The sequence below is a fragment of the Sediminibacterium goheungense genome, from assembly GCF_004361915.1.
Lineage (GTDB): Bacteria > Bacteroidota > Bacteroidia > Chitinophagales > Chitinophagaceae > Sediminibacterium > Sediminibacterium goheungense.
Genome location: NZ_SNWP01000011.1, coordinates 14,513 through 38,488, shown reverse-complemented (window position 1 = coordinate 38,488; position 23,976 = coordinate 14,513). Strand labels below are relative to the sequence as shown.

Sequence of the window (23,976 nt, the reverse complement as noted above, 5' to 3'; positions counted from 1 at the left end):
TATAATAAGCCACAGATTCACAGATTAGTTTTACAATAATCTGTGAATCTGTGGCTTATCATGAACGATTATAAAGAATTTCCCTGCGTTTCAGGTATACTTTAATACAAAAAATAAAGCCTGATTTACTCAAACCGAAGCCAGTCGATCTCTATTCCTTTACCCTCTTTCAATACAACGAAAAGATTTTGAATACCGGTTATTTTTTTGATATCACCTGACCCAACCACCATCCATTCATTTGTTTTTTTAATGTCTACCTTACACAGTAACGGCCCTGTAAGGCTACCTGTTCTGATTTCAAGGGTACCATCCTGTTCTGCCAGCATTTTAAACATCAATTTTTTAACGGGTCGACTACCAAAATCAACCGTATTGTACTGAACCCAGGCACCTGCTTCAGTAAACTTTGTTTTCCATCCTTTGAATGTATCCGCCGTATCTATAAATGAAATAGCAGCCTGTTCTCCTATTTTACTGTACCTGTCTATCTGAATCTCTGTTTTTGCATTGGTAATACCTGCGCCACGTAAAGTAGGGATTACTTTCTGAATAGTTCCATCTGCATTAAACGATAAACTATCCAGGCGTACCGATCTTGCTTTATCAAACTTCGGGGAGTAATCGTTGTGGTGATAAAAAAGATACCATTGCTTTTTATACTGTATAATCGAATGGTGATTGGTCCAGCAGCCGGTTGCAGATTCATCCATGATGACACCCGTCATTTTAAAAGGACCCATCGGGTTATCTCCTATGGCATATTCCAGTCTTTCTGTTTTATTTTCTACATGCGGAAAGGTCAAATAATAAAGACCATTCCTTTCAAAAACAAAGGGGCCCTCTTTTAATCCCTTTGTTGGAAGATTCGGAATGGTAACTACTTCTGATGCCAGCTCCCTCATATTTTCCTTCAACTTTGCCACATAAATATTTCCCTGCGACCAATAGAGATAGGCCTGTCCATCTTTATCAATAAATACATTCGGGTCAATGCCTTTCACACCTTTGATGGGTTCTGTTTCCGGTACAAACGGACCTGTAGGTTTATCTGCTACAGCTACACCGATACCAAAACTCCTGCCATATAGAAGGGTGTCTTTGGGTAATGTAGGGAAATAGAAATAATATTTTCCATTCCTTTCAATACAATCAGGCGCCCACATACTATAACCTGCAGGATTGGCCCAGGGTACTTTTGTCTGGCTTACAATCATTCCATGATCTGTCCAGTCGGTAAGGTTCGCCGAAGAAAACACATGGTAATCCTCCATACAAAACCAGCCCACTCTTCCTTTGCCGGGTTGCGCCAGTATATCGTGTGAAGGATATACATATAACCTGTCGCCAAAAACCCTTGCCGTAGGATCGGCTGTAAACTGGTTTCTGATAAAAGGATTCTGCGCTTTTACAGTTGTAGTAATAGAACTGATCATGACGATCAGTAGTATCAGCGATTGATTCGATGGTATGTTGAATAATTTTTTCATCTTATTTAGTTATGGTATCCGCAATATGAAAGAAATCGAAATCAGCACTACCTCCTATGGTTTTGGTTGCATAATTGAACAAGGCAAAACGATAGCCGATAAACTGTGGTATGGTATAAGCCATCTTTAATTGATTACCTAAGGGCATCCATTGCTTTCCATCGAGACTGTAAAAGAAAAAAGCGATGTCTTTTTTATCCGTGAAATTGCATTCGGATTTCAGGTATACGGTTGATTGTGTGAGTGGTATTCTTGCCTCTTCAACAGGTTTGCCAGAGCTGGCATTAATCATCACAATTTCTTTTTTATCGCCTGTTATCTGTACGCCTGCCTGACCAAAATTTTTCTGTAACAGACCCAATCCGGCAAAGTCACCATCTTTCATATTACTTATATCAAGTAAGGTTGATCCGGTACAAACAGGACCAATGGTTCTTTGGGTGAGTGTATTTCTGGCTAATAAAAAACTGGTATCGGTTCTGCCTGTTTTCAAGCGCAGGTATCCTTTTCTTTCCGTAACAGACCAAAGCCTGTTATCAGGATTATGGTTCCATTGCCAAACCAATGGTAAATCGGCATCTCCTTTCCGGCGCGTAAATTCATCAGAGGCAACAATACGTGGAATCAATCCTTTGCTCGCAGGCAGGTCAAGTGTGGCTGGTACTTTACCATCTACACCCAGTACCGGCCATCCGTCTTTCCATTCAACAGGAACCAGATAGGGTATGCGACCCACAGCACCATAATCACGAAACAGGTAAGAAAACCATCTGCCATCAGGCATATCTATCAAACCACCCTGTGCCACACCTAAATCCTGCAGGGCCAGCTTTCCTTCCCAGGGACCGGTGAGTTTATCTGCCCTGTGTATCACCACTGTGCGCATACCGCCACGGGGCCAGGTAATATTGAAGAGATAATATTTCCCGTTGACTTTAAATAATTGTGACCCTTCACCCAAACCACTATTACCTACTGACTGACTCGGTGCTGTTACATCTTCAATGACTGTCTGGTTAACGCCCCCTTCTTTTATACCGGTAAGATCCTCTTTGAGTTCAACCAGTATAAGTTTACGATTGCTGTACAGCATGTACACTTTGCCATCATCATCAAAAAATAAGGAATGATCGTGCAGGCTAGGTTTAAACGACCAGGATTTCCAGGGACCCTTTTCAATATTTTTTGTGCTGTAAATATGTGTCCTGCCTGTTGTTTGTGCAAAAGTGGTTACATAAAATATGCCTTTATGATAACGTATACTGCTGGCCCATGAACCCCGGCCATACGTACTTTTACCATTGGTAAGGTTTAGCTCGTCCATACTGGCGAGGGTATCATGCGCATAGCCAATCATTTTCCAGTTCACCAGATCTTTTGATTTCATGATAGGTACACCCGGGTTCATATGCATGGTAGTACTACTCATGTAGTAGGTATCACCTACCCGTATCATAGATAGATCAGGCACATCTGCAAATACAATGGGGTTGGTTGCCTTTTTGGGTTGTGCCGATAAAAAACCCATTCCTGATATCAGTAAAATCGTTACACTTAACAGTCGATTTTTCATTCCATAACTTTTATAAATGAGGGAATAGGTATTATTTCGATACCGGTTTTACGCCTTCCACGGTCTGTATAATTTTCTGAATGGTTCCGTCTGCATTGTAATACATATAATCTACACAAACCGATCTTCTGTAACTACCACCGGTTGGTAAGCTTCCATTGTGGTAGAAAAAATAAGATTTGCCTTTATAGTCTATGATACCCGGATGGGTAGTAAAACTATTCGGTACATTTTCCTGAATAATACCTTGATAGTTCCAGGGACCAGTGGGACTATTCGATGTAGCGTATTCAATCATCTCTGGCTTGGTTCCTCTACCGGCATATACCAGATAATACAGTCCTTTGCGTTTATACAACCATGGTCCTTCGATAAAATTTTTTACTTCTGTTACTGTTATAGGTCCTTCTGTTTCAATCATATTTTCTTTCAGCTTTACCCATTTACAACTTCCGTTACCCCAATACAGGTAAGCCTGTTTGTCATCATCAATAAAAACGGTGGGATCAATATCGTCCCAGGCATGTGGTTTGTCTTTGGTCATTTCATTGGTGATGAGCGCTTTGCCGATCGCATCTTTAAAAGGGCCTGTTGGCCTGTCAGACACTGCCACACCTATGGCTGCTCCGCCGTTGCTGTTACTGTCTTTTTTATGAAATGTAGATACAAACCAATAGAATTTTCCATTACGTTCTATACACTGGGCAGCATAGGCATCACCGGTGGCCCATGAAAAAGTAGCTGGAGAGAGTAAGGCACCGTGGTCTTTCCAGTTTACCATATCGGTGGTGGAGAAAACATGCCAGTCGGGCATTTTATAATTGGTAGCGGTTACCGATGCGGTATCATGCCCGGTATACAGGAATAGTGTGTCTTTATAAACAATGGGTGATGGATCGGCAGTAAAAATGTGTTTGATGATGGGGTTTTGTGCAACAGACACAAGAACCATACATAATACAACACTGGTCAGAATCGTTTTTTTCATGGGTTTTATTTCAAGATGAATGAATATGGATTGATTTATATTATCTGGATTTATTGTTTGATAGAAAAATGATAATAGCCTCCTTTCTGTGTAGTAATATCATATAACCAGGTTTGAGACAAAACCGGCTTTTGAATAATGGCCTGAGGTGAAATAAACGGTTCCGTGTTAGCATGGGTAGCATAAAAAGGATTCTTATTTTCCCCTCCAGCCAGTTTTAAGTTGATTCTTTTTTCAGCCTGTATCTCATTGGGAACCCTCAGTCGTAGATTACCACCCAGTGTTGATCTGATGATCAGCTTCACCAGCTTTCCTTCCCTCCATTCCATCGCCACAATCTCAAAACCACCGATGGCCCTTAGTCCGCTGATACTTCCTTTTACTTTCCAAACATCGGGCAGTGCCGGCAATAGATGAAGAGCTCCGTCGGCACTTTGCATCAGCATTTCAGTGATCCCTGATGTGCATCCGAAATTGCCATCGATCTGAAAGGGTGGGTGGGCATCGAAAAGATTATTATACGTTCCTCCTTCACCTTTACCTACCGGTGTTAACTGGTTTTGTATAAGTTGATAGGCGTGGTTACCATCGAGCATTCTGGCCCACCAGTTTACTTTCCATCCCATACTCCAACCGGTAGATATATCGCCTCTCTGTAATAAAGTATTTTTGGCCGCACTGTATAATTCGGGATTACGGTATGGTGATATCTGGTTGGAAGGAAACAAACCATACAGATGAGAAATATGCCTGTGTTTATCATTCGGATCATCCAGGTCTTCCAGCCATTCCTGTAATTGTCCATGTTTACCAATCTGCATCGGTGGTAAACGTTTACGCAGAGATGTAAGCGTATCGGTAAATTTTTTATCAATCCCCAGTATACCTGCTGCCCTGATGGTGGTATTAAAAATATCCAGCACAATCTGGTTGGTCATGGTAGTACCTGCATCAATTGATGCACCCTGATGGCCCCTGGGTGAATTTTCGGGCGACATATCCGGATTGATGACCAGCCATTTTTTTACAGGGTGCGGCACTAAAAAGTCTACATAAAAAGTAGCAGCAGATTTTAGTACCGGATAAACCGATCTAAGAAATTTTTTATCGCCGCTATAGAGATAGTGTTCCCACAGGTGTTGACTCATCCAGCCACCGGCTGCGTTCCATACGCCCCATAAAGCGCCATCAACAGCTCCATTGGTTCGCCATATATCTGTATTATGGTGTGCCACCCAACCTCTGGCACCATACATTTGCTTTGCTGTTTGCTTACCTGTTTCCGACAACTCTTTCACCATTCTTAAAAAAGGTTCATGCAGTTCTGGCAGATTCGTTTTTTCTGCCGGCCAGTAATTCATCTCCGCATTGATATTAATGGTGTACTTACTGTCCCATGGTGGTCTTATTTTATTGTTCCAGATACCCTGCAGGTTGGCAGGTTCTCCTCCGGGTTGCGATGAGCAGATCAGCAGGTAACGCCCATACTGGTAATAGAGCGTTACCAGTTGCGGATCCTGCACTTTGTTAAACTGCCGTAATCTTTCATCAGTAGGTAGTTGGGCGGCCTCTGTAGTACCAAGGTCTAATTTCACACGATCAAAAAACTGCTGGTAGTATGCACTGTGTTTTGTTTTGATGGCAGCGTAGGGTTTTACGAAAGCACCTGTCAGGTAATCGCGTGCTCGTTTATTTTCATCCCCGCTTATATCCTGATAATTATTAAAACCGGTGGCAATAGAAATAAAAATAGTAGCTGCATCTGCTTTACTAATAATTAGAGAAGTATCATTTCGTTCTATACTACCACCTTCTGTCACGATACGAACAATCCCTTTATACTTCAATAAACCTTTTACCGTTTCATGATCCATTGAGGTGCCAGCAATAGTAAGTTCCTGATCATGGTTAGTGGCAATGATGGCTTTGGGTTGCTGCGTTCTGAAAAAAGCTGAAAAAGATATACTTTCTTTTTTACTGGCTGTTAGGCGCAACACAATTACCCGATCAGGAAAAGAAGCGATGGCTTCGCGCTGGTATTGTATTCCGTTTGCCTGATAAGTGGTTTTTGTTACAGCTTTTGCAATATCAAGTTCACGATAATAATCGGTGTAAGATTCATGGCCCTTGAAAACAAGTTGTAGTTCTCCCAATGGTTGAAACATTTGTCCATGCGACTTTTGGGTAATGATGGTTTTATTGGCCAGCTTTTCTGCTTCTTTATATTTTCCTTCAAAAATGAGCTGCCTCAAAACAGCCAGTGAATCCAGGGCCACCGGGTTATCGTTTCTGTTAGGGCTACCGCTCCATAATGTGTGCTCATTCAGCTGAATGGTTTCTTTGTTTACATTACCATATACCATGGCACCGAGCCTGCCATTGCCAATAGGCAAGGCATTTTCCCAGGTATTACCTGCGGGTTGTTTGTACCAGAGTTTCAGTACCTGGTTCTGTGCCAGCACATTCACCGACAGTACACAAAAAAATATGGACCATAGTTTTCTCATCTGTAAACTATTGTTGTTTTACTAACCTGATCTGATAGAGTGCACCTGCTGTATTACCTGGCTGTGGCTTAAAACTTATGTTTATCTGCTTTTTATCTTTCAGCATACTGTCCGGAATTACATATTCTATTTCTTTAAAGCTTTGTTCGTTCCATTTATCTGTCAGGTTTTCTGTCAGGAGAAGCTGGTCATCAATATAGATATCAAATTTTCTGTTGCCCCGTTCTGCACCCCAGTAACGGATTCTGAGCGATAAGGCTATTGTCTGTTGGGTGGTTAATGTATAACTCAATAAACCTCCATTTCTTACTTCACGCCAGAATTCATCTGAACGATTTCCGGTAGCCGTATTTTTCTGTTGTATTAAATGATCCGCTTCCGGTTGCTGCTCTCCAACGATTACTACATCTACTGTTCTTTTTTGTAAAGCCAGTCTCGCCGTCTCCATTTTTGCCAGAGAATCTACATAGGATTGGTATGCTGTATTTGTCAGCGTCATCCAGTATAACATGTATCGCGCATCATGCAATTGGTAAAAAGGCTCCAGCACCAGAGGAGCAGCATTCCCCATTTTCAGGTTAGAAAAAGTATAATGGAGCGGTTTATCTTTTACAGGTACGAGGCTTTTGAGTATAGCAGATGGGTTATCTGCTATGAGTATGGGTGCCTCATTCACCGGTAAACGTTTACCACTGGCAATATGACCCCATCGGCTATCATCGGCAATCAGTCCTTTCATTTCTTCTGTTCCCGTTCTGGCTGCCAATACTACCGGCCCATGCAGCACTGCTACATAATTGGCTACGTTTGGCATTTGCTCAATGCTATTCTGCATTGGCAGTTGAATCTCGATCAGATCACCTTTCTTCCATGTTCTTTGAACAGCTATATAAGATGATGGATTGTTTTGGTATGCAACAGGTTTCCCATTTACTTTAATTTTCAGTGCCGATTTTGCTACCCATGAGGGGTAGCGTATCATCATGGTAAACCGATTGTTCCCTTCTTTGATCAGCAGTCTGGTTTTTTCTTCTTCCGGAAAAAGAGTCTGCTGTTCCAGCACCATACCTTTTGCCTTCCATTGAAGAACAGACGCCATAAAAAGGTTAATGTACAGTGAGTCCTGCTGATGCGTATAAATCAATTCATTGTACCTGCCATGGTTTTCCATACCACTACCTACACAACACCACATTCCTTTATTGGGTGCTGAATACACACGATAATGCCTTGGTCTTACCGGTGTGAAATATACATAGCCGCCATGGTCAGGATGTTGTGTTGATAGAATATGATTATAAATGGTACGCTCATAATAATCCATATACCGTGCATCTGCACTCACCCTGAAAAGGTCTGCAGATAATCTCAGCATATTGTAAGAGTTACAGGATTCCGGCCCCTCTACCTCTGTAATAAAATCTGTGCTTGCTGTAATGCTTGGAAAAAATTCTCTCCGGCTGTTACCACCAAATGCCAATGTTCTGTTTTGCGTAACCGTTTCCCAGAAATACTGTCCGGCAGTTGTATAGGTTGTATCATGCGTTAGTTCGGCAATACGCTGAAAACCGATGGCCTTGGGCACCTGTGTATTGGCATGTTTATTATCGAGGTTATCTTTTCGCTGTGCCATCGCGTCAAGGAGCATTCTGTGCGAAAATCTTTTGGCTGCCTGCAGGTATTGCTTGTCTCCGGTCATCTGGTAGGCATCTGCATATATCTCATTCATGCCTCCATGCTCAATATCGAGCATGGATTGCATCTGTTCTTCATTAAGTGTACTTGTGACATTTATTCCCCAGGCACAAAAATTTATAAACAGGGCTTTTGCAGTCTCATTTCCGGTATATAACCAGGCATCACGAAGACCAGCATACATTTTGTGTACATTATACCAGGGTACCCATGCATTACGTAATGCGCTCAGATCTGCTTTCAGTAATGCGCTCCATATTTTCTGGCTTTCCGGTACGGCACCGAGATAACCCTTACCCCAATCGGCATGACGGGTATTGTGCGCATCCTGACAGGCTTTTAGTTCAGTGAGCATATACAACATACGATCACGGCAGACTGTATTTCCCGTTGCGGCATAATTCATGGCCAATGCAGAGAGATAGTGTCCTGCAACATGTCCGTCTAAACCTTCCCAATTAGTATAAATAACAGCTTTGGCCGGTAAGCCCGCTTCTTTTCTGTAACCAGCCAATAAGCGATCCACATCGTATTGCAATAATGTTTGGATATTAAGATCACGTGCATGGGCAAATCTTTGATCTTTTACTACTACATCACTTAAAGGAAAACTATTACTGTATAATTGGTTTTGTGCAGCAACAGGATTGATTTTAGCGTAAAAAGCAATTAAACATGCAAAGGCAAGTTTTATGAAAAGGTATATAGTATTTTTTTCCGAACGCATGGTGTATTCACTTAAGACTTTTTCTTTTTATTGAGTAGTTCCAGCATCTTTTCGGCATAACGTTTTCCCAACATTCGATAACCTTCTGCATTAAAATGTAAATTATCACGTGCATCAGGCACACCGCTCGATGAAATTACATGCGCATTGGGTATGGTATTAGGTAGTGTTGCTATGATGGCATTCATACTGGCGCAAACCCCGCCCTGATCGGCATTCACCGTTTCACCTGCCAGCAGTGGTACCTCTTTTGCTTTCAGGTTCAGATCCTTTAAAAGATTCGTGTACACAATATTTACTTTTGAGGGCCAGGTTGAATCATTGGTATTGGATTCTCCCTGGTGTAATAATATTCCCTTTATCACACCCGATTTTTGTGCAAGTCTGGCCATATCAACCAGTCGCTGGTATGGATTACCATCGTATTCTTTGATCATACCCTGCATCCAGCTGGGTGCCGTTGCGATGTAGGATTGGTAATTGGCTTTATCAAACAACTCAATTTTACAGCCACCAATAGAAACATTGATAACACCGATTTTAATTTTTTCAGGAAGGCTGTCAACAAGGGTTCTGCCGAAATAATCTGCCGGTGTTAACCCGGTTCGGCATCTGCATAAAGGTGGTACTGCTGTATACCATTGCCCCTTAGCCCTTCCCAAATTAGGACAGTCAACTGCTTCCATCACTTTAAACCTGCTGTTTACAATGGTATCCTGCGGTTCAAACCTTGCATTGCCTTCCATGTTCGACTGACCAAAACAGAGGTAGATATGAAAGTTTTTATCCTGTGCATAGCCAGTAATACTGAACAGCATAATGACCGCGACACTGAGGATTCTTATTCTTTTTGCCATATGCAGAGTTGATAACATAATAGTTTTCGTTTACTTGAACAACAATTGCGCAAAATTGAAGAGGTTGTTTCTCCATACCGGCCAGGTATGTCCACCCGGATATTCACTGTAGGTATATTTAATACCCATTTCATCAAATTTGCCCATCATGGCTTTGCAGTTGTTGTAGGCGATATCTTCCTTGCCACCCATGGCAATCCAGAATGATTTAATATTACTGTTGATAGCTGCCGCATTTTCTTTCATAAACTGATACTGCGGATTTGATAATGCGGGCTGGTTACCCCACCATCCTGAACTGAATACGCCCAGGTATGAAAACATCGTATGGTTGCGAACACCTGCATATAAGGTTTGCAGTCCACCCATCGATAACCCGGCTAATGCTCTCTGATCGGGTGTGGTAAGGGCCCTGAATTTTTTTTCTACAAAAGGAATCACAGACTGCTTTAATTCATTTTCAAAATTCTTAAGTGCCTGTTCACCAAAACCACCGATACCACCACTGCTGAGGTTACCATCCATCATTACTACCAGCATGGGTTTTGCTTTTTTTGCTGCAATCAGGTTATCGATGATCAAATCTGTTTTACCCTGCATGGCCCAACCGGTCTGGTCTTCTCCACCTCCATGTAAAATGTATAAAACAGGATAGCGGTCCTGCTGGCTCGAATCGTAACCGGGCGGTGTGTATACATACATCTGTCTCCACGAATTGGTAACCCTTGAAAAGTATCGGTTGATACGCAGGTCTCCATGTGGTACATTCTTCAAAGCATAATAATCACCTCCTGCAAATGGAATTTCAATACCGCTGGCCATTCGACTCATTCCATAAAAAGTCTGACTACCGGGGTCAACAACAGGAACACCATCAATGATCAGGGAATAATAATGAAATCCTTCTCCGATAGAATCGGTGGTTACGCGCCAATTACCTTCTTCATCTTTTATCATATCATATTTCTTTCCGAGGTCGGCTTGTACTTTTTTTGCGTCGGGTGCTTTTAAACTGAAGATGACACGATTATCAGGTAATATCTGAGGATAGGCTGCATTTCTCACATTGCTGGCCGCCGGTGCACCCGCCACCGGATATTTTGAAAAAGAAGTGGTATCCACTGTTTTGAATAAGAGCTGAGAAAACATGTATAAGCCATTTTTCCAGACTTTAAAATCATGTACACCCGGTTCTACAAAGTAAATATGTGGAACCGCATTCTTTCTGGCATATTCATGCAGACGTGTGCTAAACCTCAATAATCCATCGCTCGCACCACATGACATATAGAGGAGTTTTATTTTTTGTTTGGCTGCTGTAATATCCGGCAACAACTCTTCCGGGGTTTTTGTATTGGGGGCAGAAGAGAAGCCGCCAATCCAGGCAAACCTGTCGAGATTACCCAGTCCGAAATTCAAAGACTGTCCGCCACCCATCGATAAACCTGCAATAGCACGGTGTTCACGGTCTGTAAGCGTTGCATAGTTTTTCTCCACATAGGGAATCAAATCATTCAGCAGGTCTTTTTCAAAAGTGGCAAATGCCTGTACTTTATCGGGTGCCATAATATTGCCGGTGGCACGGTCATCTTTCATGGCTCTGCCGTTTGGCATAACCACAATCATCGGTTCTATTTTTCCTTCAGCATATAGGTTATCCAGTATATGATGAGGCTGACCTCCGCTGAACCACTCTTTCTCATCACCGCCGATACCGTGCAGCAGATATAATACCGGATATTTTTTATTCTTCGTATAACCCGGCGGGGTATAAATCAATACTTTTCGATCGTTCCCCACGGTAGTAGATGGATATGCTACCGAATCAATTTTTCCATGAAGAATATTTTCTTTCCATACATCAAAGCCTGCAGAAGCTGGCTTGATTACGCCTTGTGCAAAACAGGTAAGATTCAGCACGAGGAAGAGTGTAACTAAGATTGGTTTCATGATGATTGCTTTGTAGGTTTTATGGTCTGTTATTTTTCTATCCACTTGTTCAAACGCATCCATTGAAACAGTGGCTCGATCCATTCTTTGTGCCGGAATATAAATCCATGTCCACCCTGTTGGTAGATATGCATTTCTGCAGGAATATTTTTTTCCTGTATCGCTTCATAATAGCGAATACTGTTACGCACATTCACTACCTTATCATCAGATGCATGTGTGATATATAAGGGTGGTGTTTGTGCTGTACTATTCAACTCTCCCGAAAAACGGTCCTTATCTTCTTTAGTGGCTTGTTCACCTAGTAATTTTCTTCTCGAGTCATTATGTGTAAGGCCATCCTGCATGCTGATTACCGGATATACCAGTACCTGGAAATCGGGTCTGAGACTGGTATTTTCCGGATTTGAAATCAGGGGTCTTGCAAAATGAGTGGCTGCTGTAGCCGCCAAATGTCCACCCGCCGAAAAACCCATGATACCGATCTTGGCGGGATTCACTCCCCAACGGGCAGCTTGTTCTCTCACCAGTTTAAACGCCTGTTGTACGTCCTGCAAAGGACCATACCTTTTATCTGCCATGATGGAATCATCGGGTAAACGATATTTCAAGACAAATGCAGCAATGCCTTTTTGCTGAAGCATTTTTGCAGTATTGATCCCTTCTCCATCATATACCACAACACTATAACCGCCACCCGGACAAATAATAACAGCCGTACCGGTTGCTTTTTCTTTTTCGGGTAAATAGATTTCAAGTGTTGGCATAGTTACATTTCTGAACATACCATCGCTTTTCGATTCTGTTTTTTTACTGGCTTTTGCTCCGGGTATAGCCATCGTATATATTGGAATAATTTCCTGTGCCGCTACAAATCGGGTCAATACTATGCAAACCATCAGCATCGGTATAGATGGTCTCATATATGTAAGAGAAAGTATTTTCATCATTTTGTCTGATAGTGTTATTCAACAACGATGATAAACCCATCATTGGCTTTTACTGATACGGTTAATTTACCTGTAGCCAGTTCCTTTTTGCTCCATGTAAAAGAAGGTTCTGTTTGATCGCTATCACCTGAACCGATCATCATTCCTTTCCTGTCTTTTATAAACGACAGATCAAGTGTTATTTCTTTAGGCGTACTTTCTCCGTTAATACCCGCCACATACCATTTATTACCAGCCCGTCTTGCTACTACATAATACTTGCCTGGGTAACCATCTACAAACTTTACATCATCCCAGCTATCCGGTAAAGCGCGGAGAAAATTTTTAACTTCAGTTGAAACATGCTGCATGCCTTCCGGGCTTTCGGCATAATGTTGAATACCGGAAAGAAACAATACGGAAGTTGCCAGTTCAAAAGCAGCAGTAGTAACTTTTTTAATTCTGGGAATGCGGTACAGGTTCATAGGTGTAAAATCCATCGGATCAAAAGCATTCCTTACCAATGCGCACATGACTGCATGAGATGGATAAAGATTTGCATCCCGCTGGTTGAAAGTGATCATTTCATATCCTTGTACTGCTTCTGCCGTCATCAGATTCGGATAGGTTCTGTGCAGGCCCCTGGGTAATGTAGCTCCATGAAAATTTACCAGTAGTTGATAGCTTGCTGCATCTTCCAGGATATCCTGATAATAATTGATCATTGACTGACCGTCGCCTGAAAAGAAATCTACCTTGATGCCTTTAATACCCATTTTCTGAAGCAGCGCGAATTCTTTCACCCTGCTTTCATGTGTGAGGAGTTTGTCTTTGGGTGTAAATTTTACGGTGTTCCAGCTACCAGCAGAATTATACCATACCAGTAGCCCTACGTTTTTTTCTTTTGCATATTTTGCAAGAATCGCTGCCGAATCATATCCAATCAGTCTATCCCACATTGCATCCATCAAACAGTATTGCCATTTCATATCTGCTGCGAAGTCGATATACTTTTTTTGCACCTTGAAAACAGTGGAATCATCTTTTTTAATGATCCAGCTCCAGGATGCTTTTCCGGGTTTAATGAATGACATATCCATTTTTTTTGCCGGGAAAGCAAGGTCCGTTCCGAGTGTTGACTCTGAAATGGTTTTTAGATTACCCACTACAATTATGCGCCAGGGTGTTTTCCAGGGTAATGATGATTCAGGATCCCTTGTGGGTATTCCATTGGTAAACACTTCAGGTGCCTGCGGAAAATTAATGCCGTAGTTATTATCCGGTGCATTTTGCTGCAATGCGGTTCCGCAATAGGTTCTTCCCAGTCCGGCTTCGGTAAGCAGTAACCAGGTATTGTTATACCTGAATAATGCCGGGTATACCCAACCATTTTTTCCCGGTGCTGGTGTGCCTACCGGAATATCCATCATATAATGTGCCTCATAAGATGGATTGGTATGTTCAAATCCGGTTTGTGCTTCTGTTTTTGGTTGTAACCAGGCTTTTGTTTCTTTGAAAAAATGAAAACTGGTAGCTTCCGAAGTAATTTTTTTTACGGTTGAGTCTTTATCAGGAAATTCATATTGGAAGGCAACACCATCATCAGATACCTGAAAATTGATATTCATTTTTTTACCGCCGGCACTCAATAATTTCACGACCCTTCTGTTAGCTTTATAACTGATATTTTTTTTCTTTCCCGTAAGTATGCTGTACCGATCCCTTACTTCTACGGGTTTTGATGCACTGACAAAACGAATATTTTCAACAAAATTTTCATCATTACGTACAAGGCCCAATTTCGAAGACTGCATTACCTGCTCTCCATTATAAAATATGGCATACACAACACTCGTACCAATGGTACAGGTAACTTCTATTTTTTTATCCGGGCTCTGTATCCTTATTTCTTTCTGCTGCGCCTTACAAATAAAGAACAGACATAACAGTAAAAGCAGAGAAGCTGTTTTTTTCATTTTATATTAATTGTTGGGCTTTATCTGATCTATGGCTCTGGGCAATTCCTCTTCCGGTCTTTTACATAATTTATTCGTACACACATAAATCAATGTTTTCCCGTTCACTTGTTTCTGTTGCATTAACGGCAAGGGTTCACCGATGGTACTACCCATGGTAATACTGGTTGGCAAGTAATATTCCTGCAATAACATGTTTTGAACCAGGGCATCTTTTCCGGTAATCACTACTTCATACGTATTGGCTGCAAAAAAACCCGTCATGGCAGCCCATTGAATATGGTACCTGGGAAATTCTTTTACTCTTTTCTCAACCGATGCCACCATTCGTATTGCCTGATTGCTGTAGTCTTCCTGATTATATATGGTACCTATTGTGTACAGTACTTTTGCCATTACCGCATTGGCAGCTGGAAGATCATCATCTGTAATTGGTGTTTTACGCATGATGAGATCATTCTTTTGAGGATCAGCATAGTAGAACAAACCGGTTTTTTTATCCAAAAAATGATTCGTTGCGTATTGGGTAATGTTTTTTGCCACATCTATCCATTTCTGTTCAAGACTCACTTCATATAAGCGAATAAATGCCGTGGCCGTCCATGCATAATCATCCAGAAAGCCCTCAATATTTGCTTTACCATCTTTATAAATGCGTTTCAGCGATCCATCTTTACCCAGGATATTTCTTTCTATAAAACCAGCGCAGGCCATTGCTTTCTGCAGGTACACAGGATCTCCAAAAGCAGCATAGGCATCTGCATATCCTTTCAGCAATATGGCATTCCAGGCGGTAACAATTTTTGTATCAACAGTTGGTTTCTTACGTTCGTTTCGGGCGCTTAATATTTTTGCTTTAGCATTGGCCAGGTACTTTCTGAAATCTTCAATCAGCATTTTCTTCCTGATGGCAAATGTGGATGCGGTTTGATTGATATAAAGTATATTTTTTGGTTGTTGCCAGTTTCCTTTTTCGCTTACATTAAAATATTCCAGTAACAACTGGTTATCGGTACCCACGATCTTTTTCAGTTCATTCGCTTTCCATACATAATATTCGCCCTCACCCTCTTCTGCATCTGCATTTACTGAACTATAATAGCCGCCGCCCTGCGCCAGTAAGGTTTTTTCTACAAAAGCAATCGTTTCTGCAACCACATCTTTATATAACTGGTCTTTGGTAAGTTGATAAGCATGTGCATACAGACTGATGAGCTGACCATTATCATACAGCATTTTTTCAAAATGGGGAATGCGCCATAAGCTATCCGTTGTATAACGAGCAAAGCCACCGCCTATATGGTCATAAATACCACCCATAGCCATTTTGTTTAACATAGTACGGGCGGCTTCCAGGGCTCGTTGTTCTCCGGTTACATAAAAATGTTGCAGTAATAATTCTGCAAGGGCCGGGGTAGGAAATTTTTGTGTGCCTTTCAATCCACCATTTCGCAGATCCACCTGTGTATAAATACTATCAAAGAGTTGTGCATAGGTTTCTTTTTTTGTTTTGGCCACTGCAGCTGCTGTATCAATTAATCTGAACTCATCTGTAACCATACCATTTACCAATGCATTCGCCTGTGTAATCACCAATTGATTTTTGGTAGCATAGGTATTACTGATACTCTGTAATAAACTTTTCCAGCTTTTGTTGGTGTAATACGTACCTGCAAAAAAAGGTTTACCATCCGGTAATGCAAAAGCATTCAGCGGCCATCCTGCATTCCCTGATATTAATTGTAATGCATTCATGTAGATATTGTCAATATCAGGTCGTTCTTCCCTGTCTACTTTTATACACACAAACTTTTCATTCATGATGCGGGCCACTGCCGTATCCATAAACGATTCTTTCTCCATTTCATGGCACCAGTGGCAGGATGCATACCCGATACTGATGAGCAAGGGCTTATTTTCTTTCTTTGCTTTGTCCAATGCTTCCTGGCCCCATTCATACCAGTCTACCGGATTATCGGCATGTTCCTGTAAATAGGGACTTGATGCATACTGTAACCTGTTTTTCTTTCCGGTAATACCAGAACAGGCCACCAGCAGCCATGCAGAAAAAATCACTACAGCAGCTGCCACTGTTTGCCATTTCTGATTTTTTTGCAACATCTTTCTTAATTCACTTTTTTACTTGCCTGAATAAAAACGTAGTCTGTCATTATTGGCGGTTACCAATACACCCCAACCATTTGTCAGACGGATCATTTGAATATCTTTTACATTCTGTGGTGCAAAAAAGCCACTCTCCATCGGTTTCAAACTTCTGAACGCTGCATTACCCAGACCTTTCAGCAATAAACCCGGCGAAGCATCTGCTGGTGTGGTTTCTACTTCTACATCGAATTTATTACCGGCCAGCAGTATGTCTTTTTTCCCATCTCCATCAAAGTCTTTTACAATGATGCCGTTAACGGTTGACAACTGTGCTTCCACAGGTAATCTTTTCGGAGTGAATTTTCCTTTTTCATTCAGAAATACCACTGTTGAGAAAAGATGGGCCTGGTAATGAAGTGCGGTTTTCATTTCCGCTTCACCCAGTATACCGGTAAGATCGCTTTCTGCAAAAGATAAATAAGTGGGAAATTTCTGGGCAATCATCGGACATTGCTGCGAAGTACATTCACGGCCACGTATGGGTACAATGGTATTATCGTTTAAATGACGTGCGAGAAAAATATCATTCGTTCCATTGCCATCAAAATCTTTTGCCCACACTTCAAACGGTTTTTTATCGGAAGCTTTGAATTTATAGTTCTCACCAAGATTACCTGCAACAATATCTATATCACCGTCACCATCTATATCATCTGCTACCAGTTTATCCCACCAGCCTTCTGTTTTTTCAAAACCATATTGCTTAGATACATCTTTCAGTTTACCGCTGCTGTATTCAAATACTTTCACCGGCATCCATTCACCTGCTAAAATCAGTTCAGGCTTTTTATCTGCATTCAGGTCGGCCCATACTGCAGATTTTACCATACCAACTCTACTCAATCCGGGTAAGAGATCATTGGTTCTGTCTACAAAAGTTCCTTTTTCATTGATAAACAGATAACTCAATGGCGCCTGCGGATATTTATGGGGTACTATTTCACCACCACGGAAAATATCCATATCGCCATCACCATCTATATCAGCTACCGTAACACAGGAGCCACTACTCACCGTCACCGGTAGTGCCTGTGTTGCTTTGGTGAAGTTTCCTTTACCATCGTTCAGGTACAAGCGATCGTTATACATAGGCGAACCTTCTTCAAACTCACTACCGCCACTCACCACATATAAATCCATATCACCATCTTTATCCGCGTCAAAAAATACGGCTCCCATGTCTTCATACTTCTTATCGGCTTCAAATACAGTTATTGTTTTCGGAATAAATTTTCCGTTCTGCTGCAGGTACAAACTGCCCGACTGGTCTTTGGCACCACCTACATAAAAATCTTCCTGCCCGTCACCATTTACATCGCCCGTGGTTACAAACGGACCACTGCGGCTAAACTCATGGGGCAGTAGTACCTGATCGGCATATTCATCTACTTTGTTTTCTTTATGTACAAAGGGGGCTGCTAGTAACAAGTCTGTAGCTTCAGCAAATAATGGATTATAAATAGCAGCATAATTAATACCTGCTACTGCATTTTTATAATTCGCTTTTGCTACCTGATTAATAGCGGGATTGGATATGGTATTCGATTTACCATCGGGCCATACAATTACTACACTATCAACTTTGGCAGTTTTTCCCAGACCGAAATGAACGGTAGGTTCATTCGTTGAAAGATACCCTCGTACCAGTTTCTGCTGAAAAAACTGTTGCTGTTTTCCATCATAATACAAGGAAACTTTTGCTCCGATACCATCTATGTTTTTCTCGGGACCTTCCAGCTTTATACGTATATGATTGTTCTTGTTGTTCACTACATTTTCGTATAAGTCAGATTCTCCGTCTAGGTTATTAATCACCAGGTCAAGATCACCATCATTATCAAAATCAGCTACAGCAGCACCATTTGAGAAGGTACTGTCTTTAAAACCCCAGGCCTCCGATACATTTTCAAACTGAAGGCTTCCTTTGTTTTTAAACAGGTAATTTCTTGCTTTGATCGGACTGTATATATCCATATACTCTTTGAAGCCTTTGGTAAACATTTCTTCTGAAGAGGCATACTTATGTGCATTGGCCTGAATGTACATATCCTGTTTCTGCTGTAAGTCTCCATCAAATAAATCGCGGCGGTAACCGTTGGCCACAAAAATGTCTCTGTTACCATCGTTATCAAAATCAGCGGCAATGGTAGACCAGCTCCACTCTGTTTTAGAAATACCTGCCATTTGCGATACATCACTGAAAAAACCATTGCCATGATTCAGGTGTAAGGCATTGTGCATATACTGCTTCTGAAAACCACTGTCTACAATGGCCCAGAAACCATCTACATCCATACGGGGCATTGATACTTTTGACCTTTTATAATTTTCAGGTAACATCTCCATCACCATAATGTCTTCGAAACCATCGTTATTGATATCGGCAATATCAGCACCCATTGAAAAGAGGGAGAGATGATTGGTCATCTTCTTTACTTCATCTTTGAATGTGCCGTTTTTCTGGTTGATGTAGAAATAATCATTATCTGCATAGTCGTTCGATACAAAGATGTCTGTGTAGCCGTCATTATTCAGATCAGCTGTTACTACCGAAAGGGCATAACCAAAGTTGTTGGTAATGCCAGCCTGTTTACCTATCTCAGTAAACTTTCCATTATCGTTTCGGTACAACTTATCTCTGGCATCATCGGGTGGATTTCTTTTCCCTGCCACCATCTGTGACAAACCCAGGTAAAAATCTTTCGGACGATTGGTGAGGTACATATCAAGGTCGTTGTCATTGTCCATATCAAAGAAAGCGGCATGCATCGAATAGCCTGCATCATCCAATCCATACTGTTTGGCTTCTTCTTTAAATGTGAGATTACCCTGGTTGATGTATAAAAGATTTCTCCTTTCTTCTTCTGTTTCTTTTATGCTACCACCTTTACAGATATAAATATCCAGCCAGCCATCATTATTAATATCTACCAGCGAAACACCATTATCCCAACTGCTGGTTCCTTCTACGCCTGCTGTTTTGCTGATATCAGAAAATTTCATGCCTCCTTTATTCAGGTATAATTTGTTGGCTACTTCATTCCCTGTAAAATAAATATCGATCAGTCCATCATTGTTGAAATCGCCTGTTGCCACACCTGCGCCATTGTACACGTATGCGAATGTGTCGAAGTAATTACGCTGGTAATTTTCATCGACCCTATTACTAAAACTTACACCACTTTCAGCAGATGATACTTTTTTGAAAACAGGGTCTTCTGTTATTGTGGTTGTATTCCTACAACCAGTCATGATCATCATAATGCTGGCTGCAATCCCTATAGATGATAATACAAAAGCAGTTCTTTTCGACATAAGGCACATATTTTATAATTACTTCCCGTTTATATGGTACTGGTATTTTTTCCAGACAGCTGCTGCTACATTTCTTCCTAATCTTAATCCTTCTATATTCTCGCATTGAATATGGTAACCACCCAATACACGAGACATACCCGCCATTTCTGCGGTGGCTGTAAAAGTGGGGAATTGAAGGGTTACTTCAGCTCCTTCAAAACCGGGTTCTGTCATAGCACCCGGAATTCTTTTTATAGCAATACCAAAGCTATCACTACCCGTATACAGCCGTAGTATTTCTGCACAGGCACCACTGATGCTGCTGTGGCCTGAGATATAACTGGGAAAGGGTGGACATAAAAAAGTTTCCGGTGAATAGGGTCTCCATTCCTGACCCATCATTTCTATCATTCCCTTACCGGGGCCACCCCATCCTTTTATTTTCTTGTCTTTATAATAGTAATGCACGAGTGAGTAAGGGCGCGCAAAATCATATTTCATTTTTGTATCCCAACAGGCAATAAAGCCATCCATTGCTGCCGCTTCCACAGCAAAATACATTTTCACATCTTCATCAAGTGTATGTTTGTCCCTAACAGATACATCCTGTGCAAACATGAGCCAGTGACCTGCTTGTTGAACAGATTTTGGTCCGTCGCGCATAAACTCTACCAATGCTTTCTGGCTATCGGATAATGCAACCTGGAGATCAATTACTTCTTTGATTTCTTTCGCAAGTTGTGCTGAACCGATGGCTGGTGGTGCCGGACTTCTGAACTGACTACCTGAGTCGAGTAAAAGTGGTTTCACCTTTCCCCAATGAGGTGTAAGACAGGCTGGTGCAAACCGACCCCCTTTTCCATCAGAAAAATATTTGGGTTGCCAGCGTTTAATATCGTTTAATGTATCTGCACTGTTTACGGGTTGGTAGCCTGTATAATCTGCGTACAACTTACCATTTGAACCCGCCATCGTACCCAGCTGATTGGAACCGTCGTTTAATCTTGCTTCGATAATGGTTTTGGCAGCTAGATTTCCAATGCCTTCGGGTGTTGTAGGATCGAGTGAGTAATTATCCGGATCAAAACCCAGTGAATCCATCTTATTTCTCAGCATGAGTGAGTCTGAGAAAAAATAAGTGAGCATCGTTCTGTATGCAGCATAGCTGATCGCAATTTCTTTATTTTTCAGTGTTCTTTCTTTTTCCGGAACACGTGCTACATTTTGCAGGTAAACAGGAATGGCAGTATTATCATATCTCGACCATGCATCAAAAACAGCTGTTTGTACCAATGCCAGCATTCTGGAGGTAACAGTTGGGCGTGGTCTGAATTTTTCAGTATCATTTGCCGTTGCTTCCAAAGCAATGCGACCCCACTTATATGCCAGGTTATTTTCGCCTTTAGGTTCATCAGAACGCTGCTGATCAGTATTACAGCTTAATGAAAACAGGAAAAAGAATAAAATTTTGAAAACGTGTTTCATATTGAGTTCCGTGTAATTATAAAACCAGTATCGATATTTCATATGTTAATGGTTTTATACTTGATAAAAGTTACTGATTCATTTACTAATAACCATCACAGGATTTAGTATTATAATCTCTAGGCATGGCCACAAAAGGTTTTCCCACCGTTTACTTTTTTGTCTTGACACAAAAAAGTAACAAAAAAAGTCAAGGCTGTCGAAAAAAGCTAAAATTTTCTTCGTTACGCTACAATGGATGAAGTCTAACGCCGAGCCTGAAATTCATTGATGAAACGAAGCTGTGATTCAACTTTTTACACAAGCCCAGCATCATCCATTGCTTAACGCTTCACTACGCAAATTTCTTAACGCTTTTTTTCTAAGGCCAGAAGTTCTATCCAACATAAGTTAGGGTATGAGAACATTTAAGCTAATTCAATAACTAATATCTATCAAAGAATAATCAGCCGATTACGATAGCAGTTTTACTAAAAAGAAAACCGGGGATTTGCATCACACCGGTTTTCATTTTGCTTACATATGAAAATCTTAATATCCTGTGTTCTGCGGATATTTTGGTCCATCTGTTACCAGGTCAATTTGCGATTGCGGTATTGGCCTCAGCATATTGAATGGTTGTACCCCTGCTGCTGCTTCAGCATTGTGCAGTTGTACCCTTTCCACCAGTTTCTTGGTTCTCGACAGATCCCACCAACGGCAGTCTTCTGCGTACAGTTCCCTGCTTCGTTCATCCAACAGGAAGTCGAGCGTAACCTGCGCGGCTGTTATCTGTTGAGCAACTACAGCAGCTGCATATTCAGCAGGTGTCTGACCAGCTTTCAATGCTGCTCTTGTTCTGAGTACATTGATCATGTTGGCTGCATCCTGTAAAGTAGCACCACCTCTTAAAGCTGCTTCTGCTGCAATCAGGTAAACTTCTGCAAAACGGAAGAGTATATAAGGTCTGTCTGAGTAATCGTTCATATGACCTCTGGTAGAGTCATCGAATTTTCTAACACTTGGATAGTATGCGGTTGTATAACGAACCGTTGCACCGGGTAAATGATCGGGTTCGAAAATGATGCCTTTGAATCTAGCTCTTTCAGCAGGCGTTACCACACGGTCTGCCATCCAGATAGAGGTATCCACGCCATTGATCAGTGTACCTCTTGGTGTAGTTGCACCTGTTGTACCTGTTGCTGATTCAGCTGTACTATTCGATAACCATACGGTCTGGAAAGTACCTTCATAACGAGAGTCGGTTGCTCTGTTCGCAAACGCCACATCCATTACATATTTGGTATTAGGTCTGAGACGTACGAAAGGACGACCATTTCTGATATCGCGTACGGTTACGTTCGCACCAGAGTTGGTTGGCCAGTTGGCCGGAATGGTTGGATAGTTAGGTCTCCAGAAGAAGTTCGCTTTGTTCTCACTAAAGCTGGTAGCACCTGAACCCACTGCTGAGTTCTGTCCGAATTTCAGGTCTTTGGTATGATCAATTACCATCAATACTTCTGAACTGTATTCGTTTCCTTCTCTGAACACATTACCGAAATAAGGCAACAGGTCTAAACCATAAGTAGCTTTATTATCGATGATGCTTTTAGAAATGGTATATGCCTGCTGATAATCGTTGGGCTGTGCAGCAGCTGACCATCCTCTCCAGAGATATGTTTTTGCCAACAGGAAAAGAGCTGTTGATTTTGTAGCCGGCTTACCTGTTCCGGGAGCAGGCAGGTTGGGTAAATCAGCAGCAGCCTCAGTAAAGTCTTTGATCATCTGTGCATACAGATCCGCTAAAGGAGAAGGTGCTGCAGATGCAGATGCCGTAGTACTGAAGGCTGTTTGCAAAGGCACCTGACCGAATGTGGTTACCAGGTAGAAATAACAGAAACCACGCAGGAACTTGGCCTGTGCCAGTAACTGGGTTTTGGTAGCTGCAGGAATATCTGCTTTCGCACCATATTCCAGTACACCATTGGCTGTATTGATATCAATAAACAATGTGTTCCAGAAACCTTCGTAGTTATTGGTATTTGCTCTGATAACCGGGTTATTATACACAAACCAGTGTACGGCTCCATTGTCTACCGAACCACCACGTAAACTTTCATCGGTACCACTGTTGAATAACTGGGTCCAGATCTGAGTGGCCCACTGCCCCCTGAAGCTGGAATATATACCAGCTATAGCACCCTGGATACCGTCATTCGTAGTAAAGAATGATGGCGTAAAACCTGTTCTGGGCTGCTCTTCCAGTAACTTTTTACAACCACTGGCTGTAACCAATATGATGCCGAGGAAAAGGCTGTATTTTAAAATTTTATGTCTCATTGAAATAGGTTTTAAAA

At 41.6% G+C, this 23,976-nt stretch carries 13 protein-coding genes; all 13 read right to left on the bottom strand.

The window, feature by feature from the left end; all coding sequences use genetic code 11:
• Window positions 1-125 precede the first annotated feature (125 nt).
• The 13 genes from BC659_RS07655 to BC659_RS07595 all read right to left on the bottom strand — a co-directional run bounded on the left by BC659_RS07655 (window position 126) and on the right by BC659_RS07595 (window position 23,959).
• Window positions 126-1,490 (bottom strand): family 43 glycosylhydrolase, encoded by a 1,365-nt coding sequence (locus tag BC659_RS07655; protein ID WP_246027096.1) that lies wholly within the window; start codon window positions 1,488-1,490, stop codon window positions 126-128.
• A gap of 1 nt (window position 1,491) precedes the next feature.
• The gene (locus BC659_RS07650; protein ID WP_133474130.1) at window positions 1,492-3,063 is read right to left on the bottom strand and encodes a glycoside hydrolase family 43 protein; all 1,572 of its coding nucleotides are present in this window, start codon (window positions 3,061-3,063) and stop codon (window positions 1,492-1,494) included.
• A 31-nt stretch (window positions 3,064-3,094) separates the two neighbouring features.
• Window positions 3,095-4,051, bottom strand: a complete 957-nt coding sequence (locus tag BC659_RS07645) for a glycoside hydrolase family 43 protein (RefSeq protein WP_133474129.1) — start codon at window positions 4,049-4,051, stop codon at window positions 3,095-3,097.
• Between the two features lie 50 nt (window positions 4,052-4,101).
• A complete protein-coding gene (locus BC659_RS07640) occupies window positions 4,102-6,558 on the bottom strand; it encodes a glycoside hydrolase family 95 protein (RefSeq protein ID WP_133474128.1) in 2,457 nt (818 codons plus the stop codon).
• A 7-nt stretch (window positions 6,559-6,565) separates the two neighbouring features.
• Window positions 6,566-8,980: a glycoside hydrolase family 127 protein gene (locus BC659_RS07635; protein ID WP_133474127.1), complete on the bottom strand. Its 2,415-nt coding sequence runs from the start codon at window positions 8,978-8,980 to the stop codon at window positions 6,566-6,568.
• Window positions 8,981-8,991: 11 nt separating this feature from the next.
• Window positions 8,992-9,837: a sialate O-acetylesterase gene (locus BC659_RS07630; protein ID WP_211340751.1), complete on the bottom strand. Its 846-nt coding sequence runs from the start codon at window positions 9,835-9,837 to the stop codon at window positions 8,992-8,994.
• A gap of 30 nt (window positions 9,838-9,867) precedes the next feature.
• Window positions 9,868-11,787 (bottom strand): alpha/beta hydrolase-fold protein, encoded by a 1,920-nt coding sequence (locus BC659_RS07625; RefSeq protein ID WP_133474126.1) that lies wholly within the window; start codon window positions 11,785-11,787, stop codon window positions 9,868-9,870.
• 29 nt (window positions 11,788-11,816) lie between these two features.
• Entirely contained in the window at window positions 11,817-12,710 is an 894-nt protein-coding gene (locus BC659_RS07620; RefSeq protein ID WP_133474125.1) for an alpha/beta hydrolase, read from the bottom strand.
• A gap of 41 nt (window positions 12,711-12,751) precedes the next feature.
• Window positions 12,752-14,692: a glycoside hydrolase family 97 protein gene (locus tag BC659_RS07615; protein WP_133474124.1), complete on the bottom strand. Its 1,941-nt coding sequence runs from the start codon at window positions 14,690-14,692 to the stop codon at window positions 12,752-12,754.
• 6 nt (window positions 14,693-14,698) lie between these two features.
• On the bottom strand, window positions 14,699-16,813 hold the full coding sequence (locus BC659_RS07610) for a thioredoxin domain-containing protein (protein ID WP_133474123.1): 2,115 nt from the start codon (window positions 16,811-16,813) through the stop codon (window positions 14,699-14,701).
• 18 nt (window positions 16,814-16,831) lie between these two features.
• Window positions 16,832-20,173 carry a VCBS repeat-containing protein gene (locus BC659_RS07605; RefSeq protein WP_162847388.1) on the bottom strand — a complete coding sequence of 1,114 codons (3,342 nt, stop codon included), beginning with the start codon at window positions 20,171-20,173 and terminating at the stop codon, window positions 16,832-16,834.
• An 18-nt stretch (window positions 20,174-20,191) separates the two neighbouring features.
• Window positions 20,192-21,682, bottom strand: coding sequence for a vanadium-dependent haloperoxidase (locus BC659_RS07600; RefSeq protein ID WP_211340750.1), 1,491 nt, complete (start codon window positions 21,680-21,682; stop codon window positions 20,192-20,194).
• A gap of 489 nt (window positions 21,683-22,171) precedes the next feature.
• The gene (locus tag BC659_RS07595) at window positions 22,172-23,959 is read right to left on the bottom strand and encodes a RagB/SusD family nutrient uptake outer membrane protein (protein WP_133474121.1); all 1,788 of its coding nucleotides are present in this window, start codon (window positions 23,957-23,959) and stop codon (window positions 22,172-22,174) included.
• Window positions 23,960-23,976: the final 17 nt, after the last annotated feature.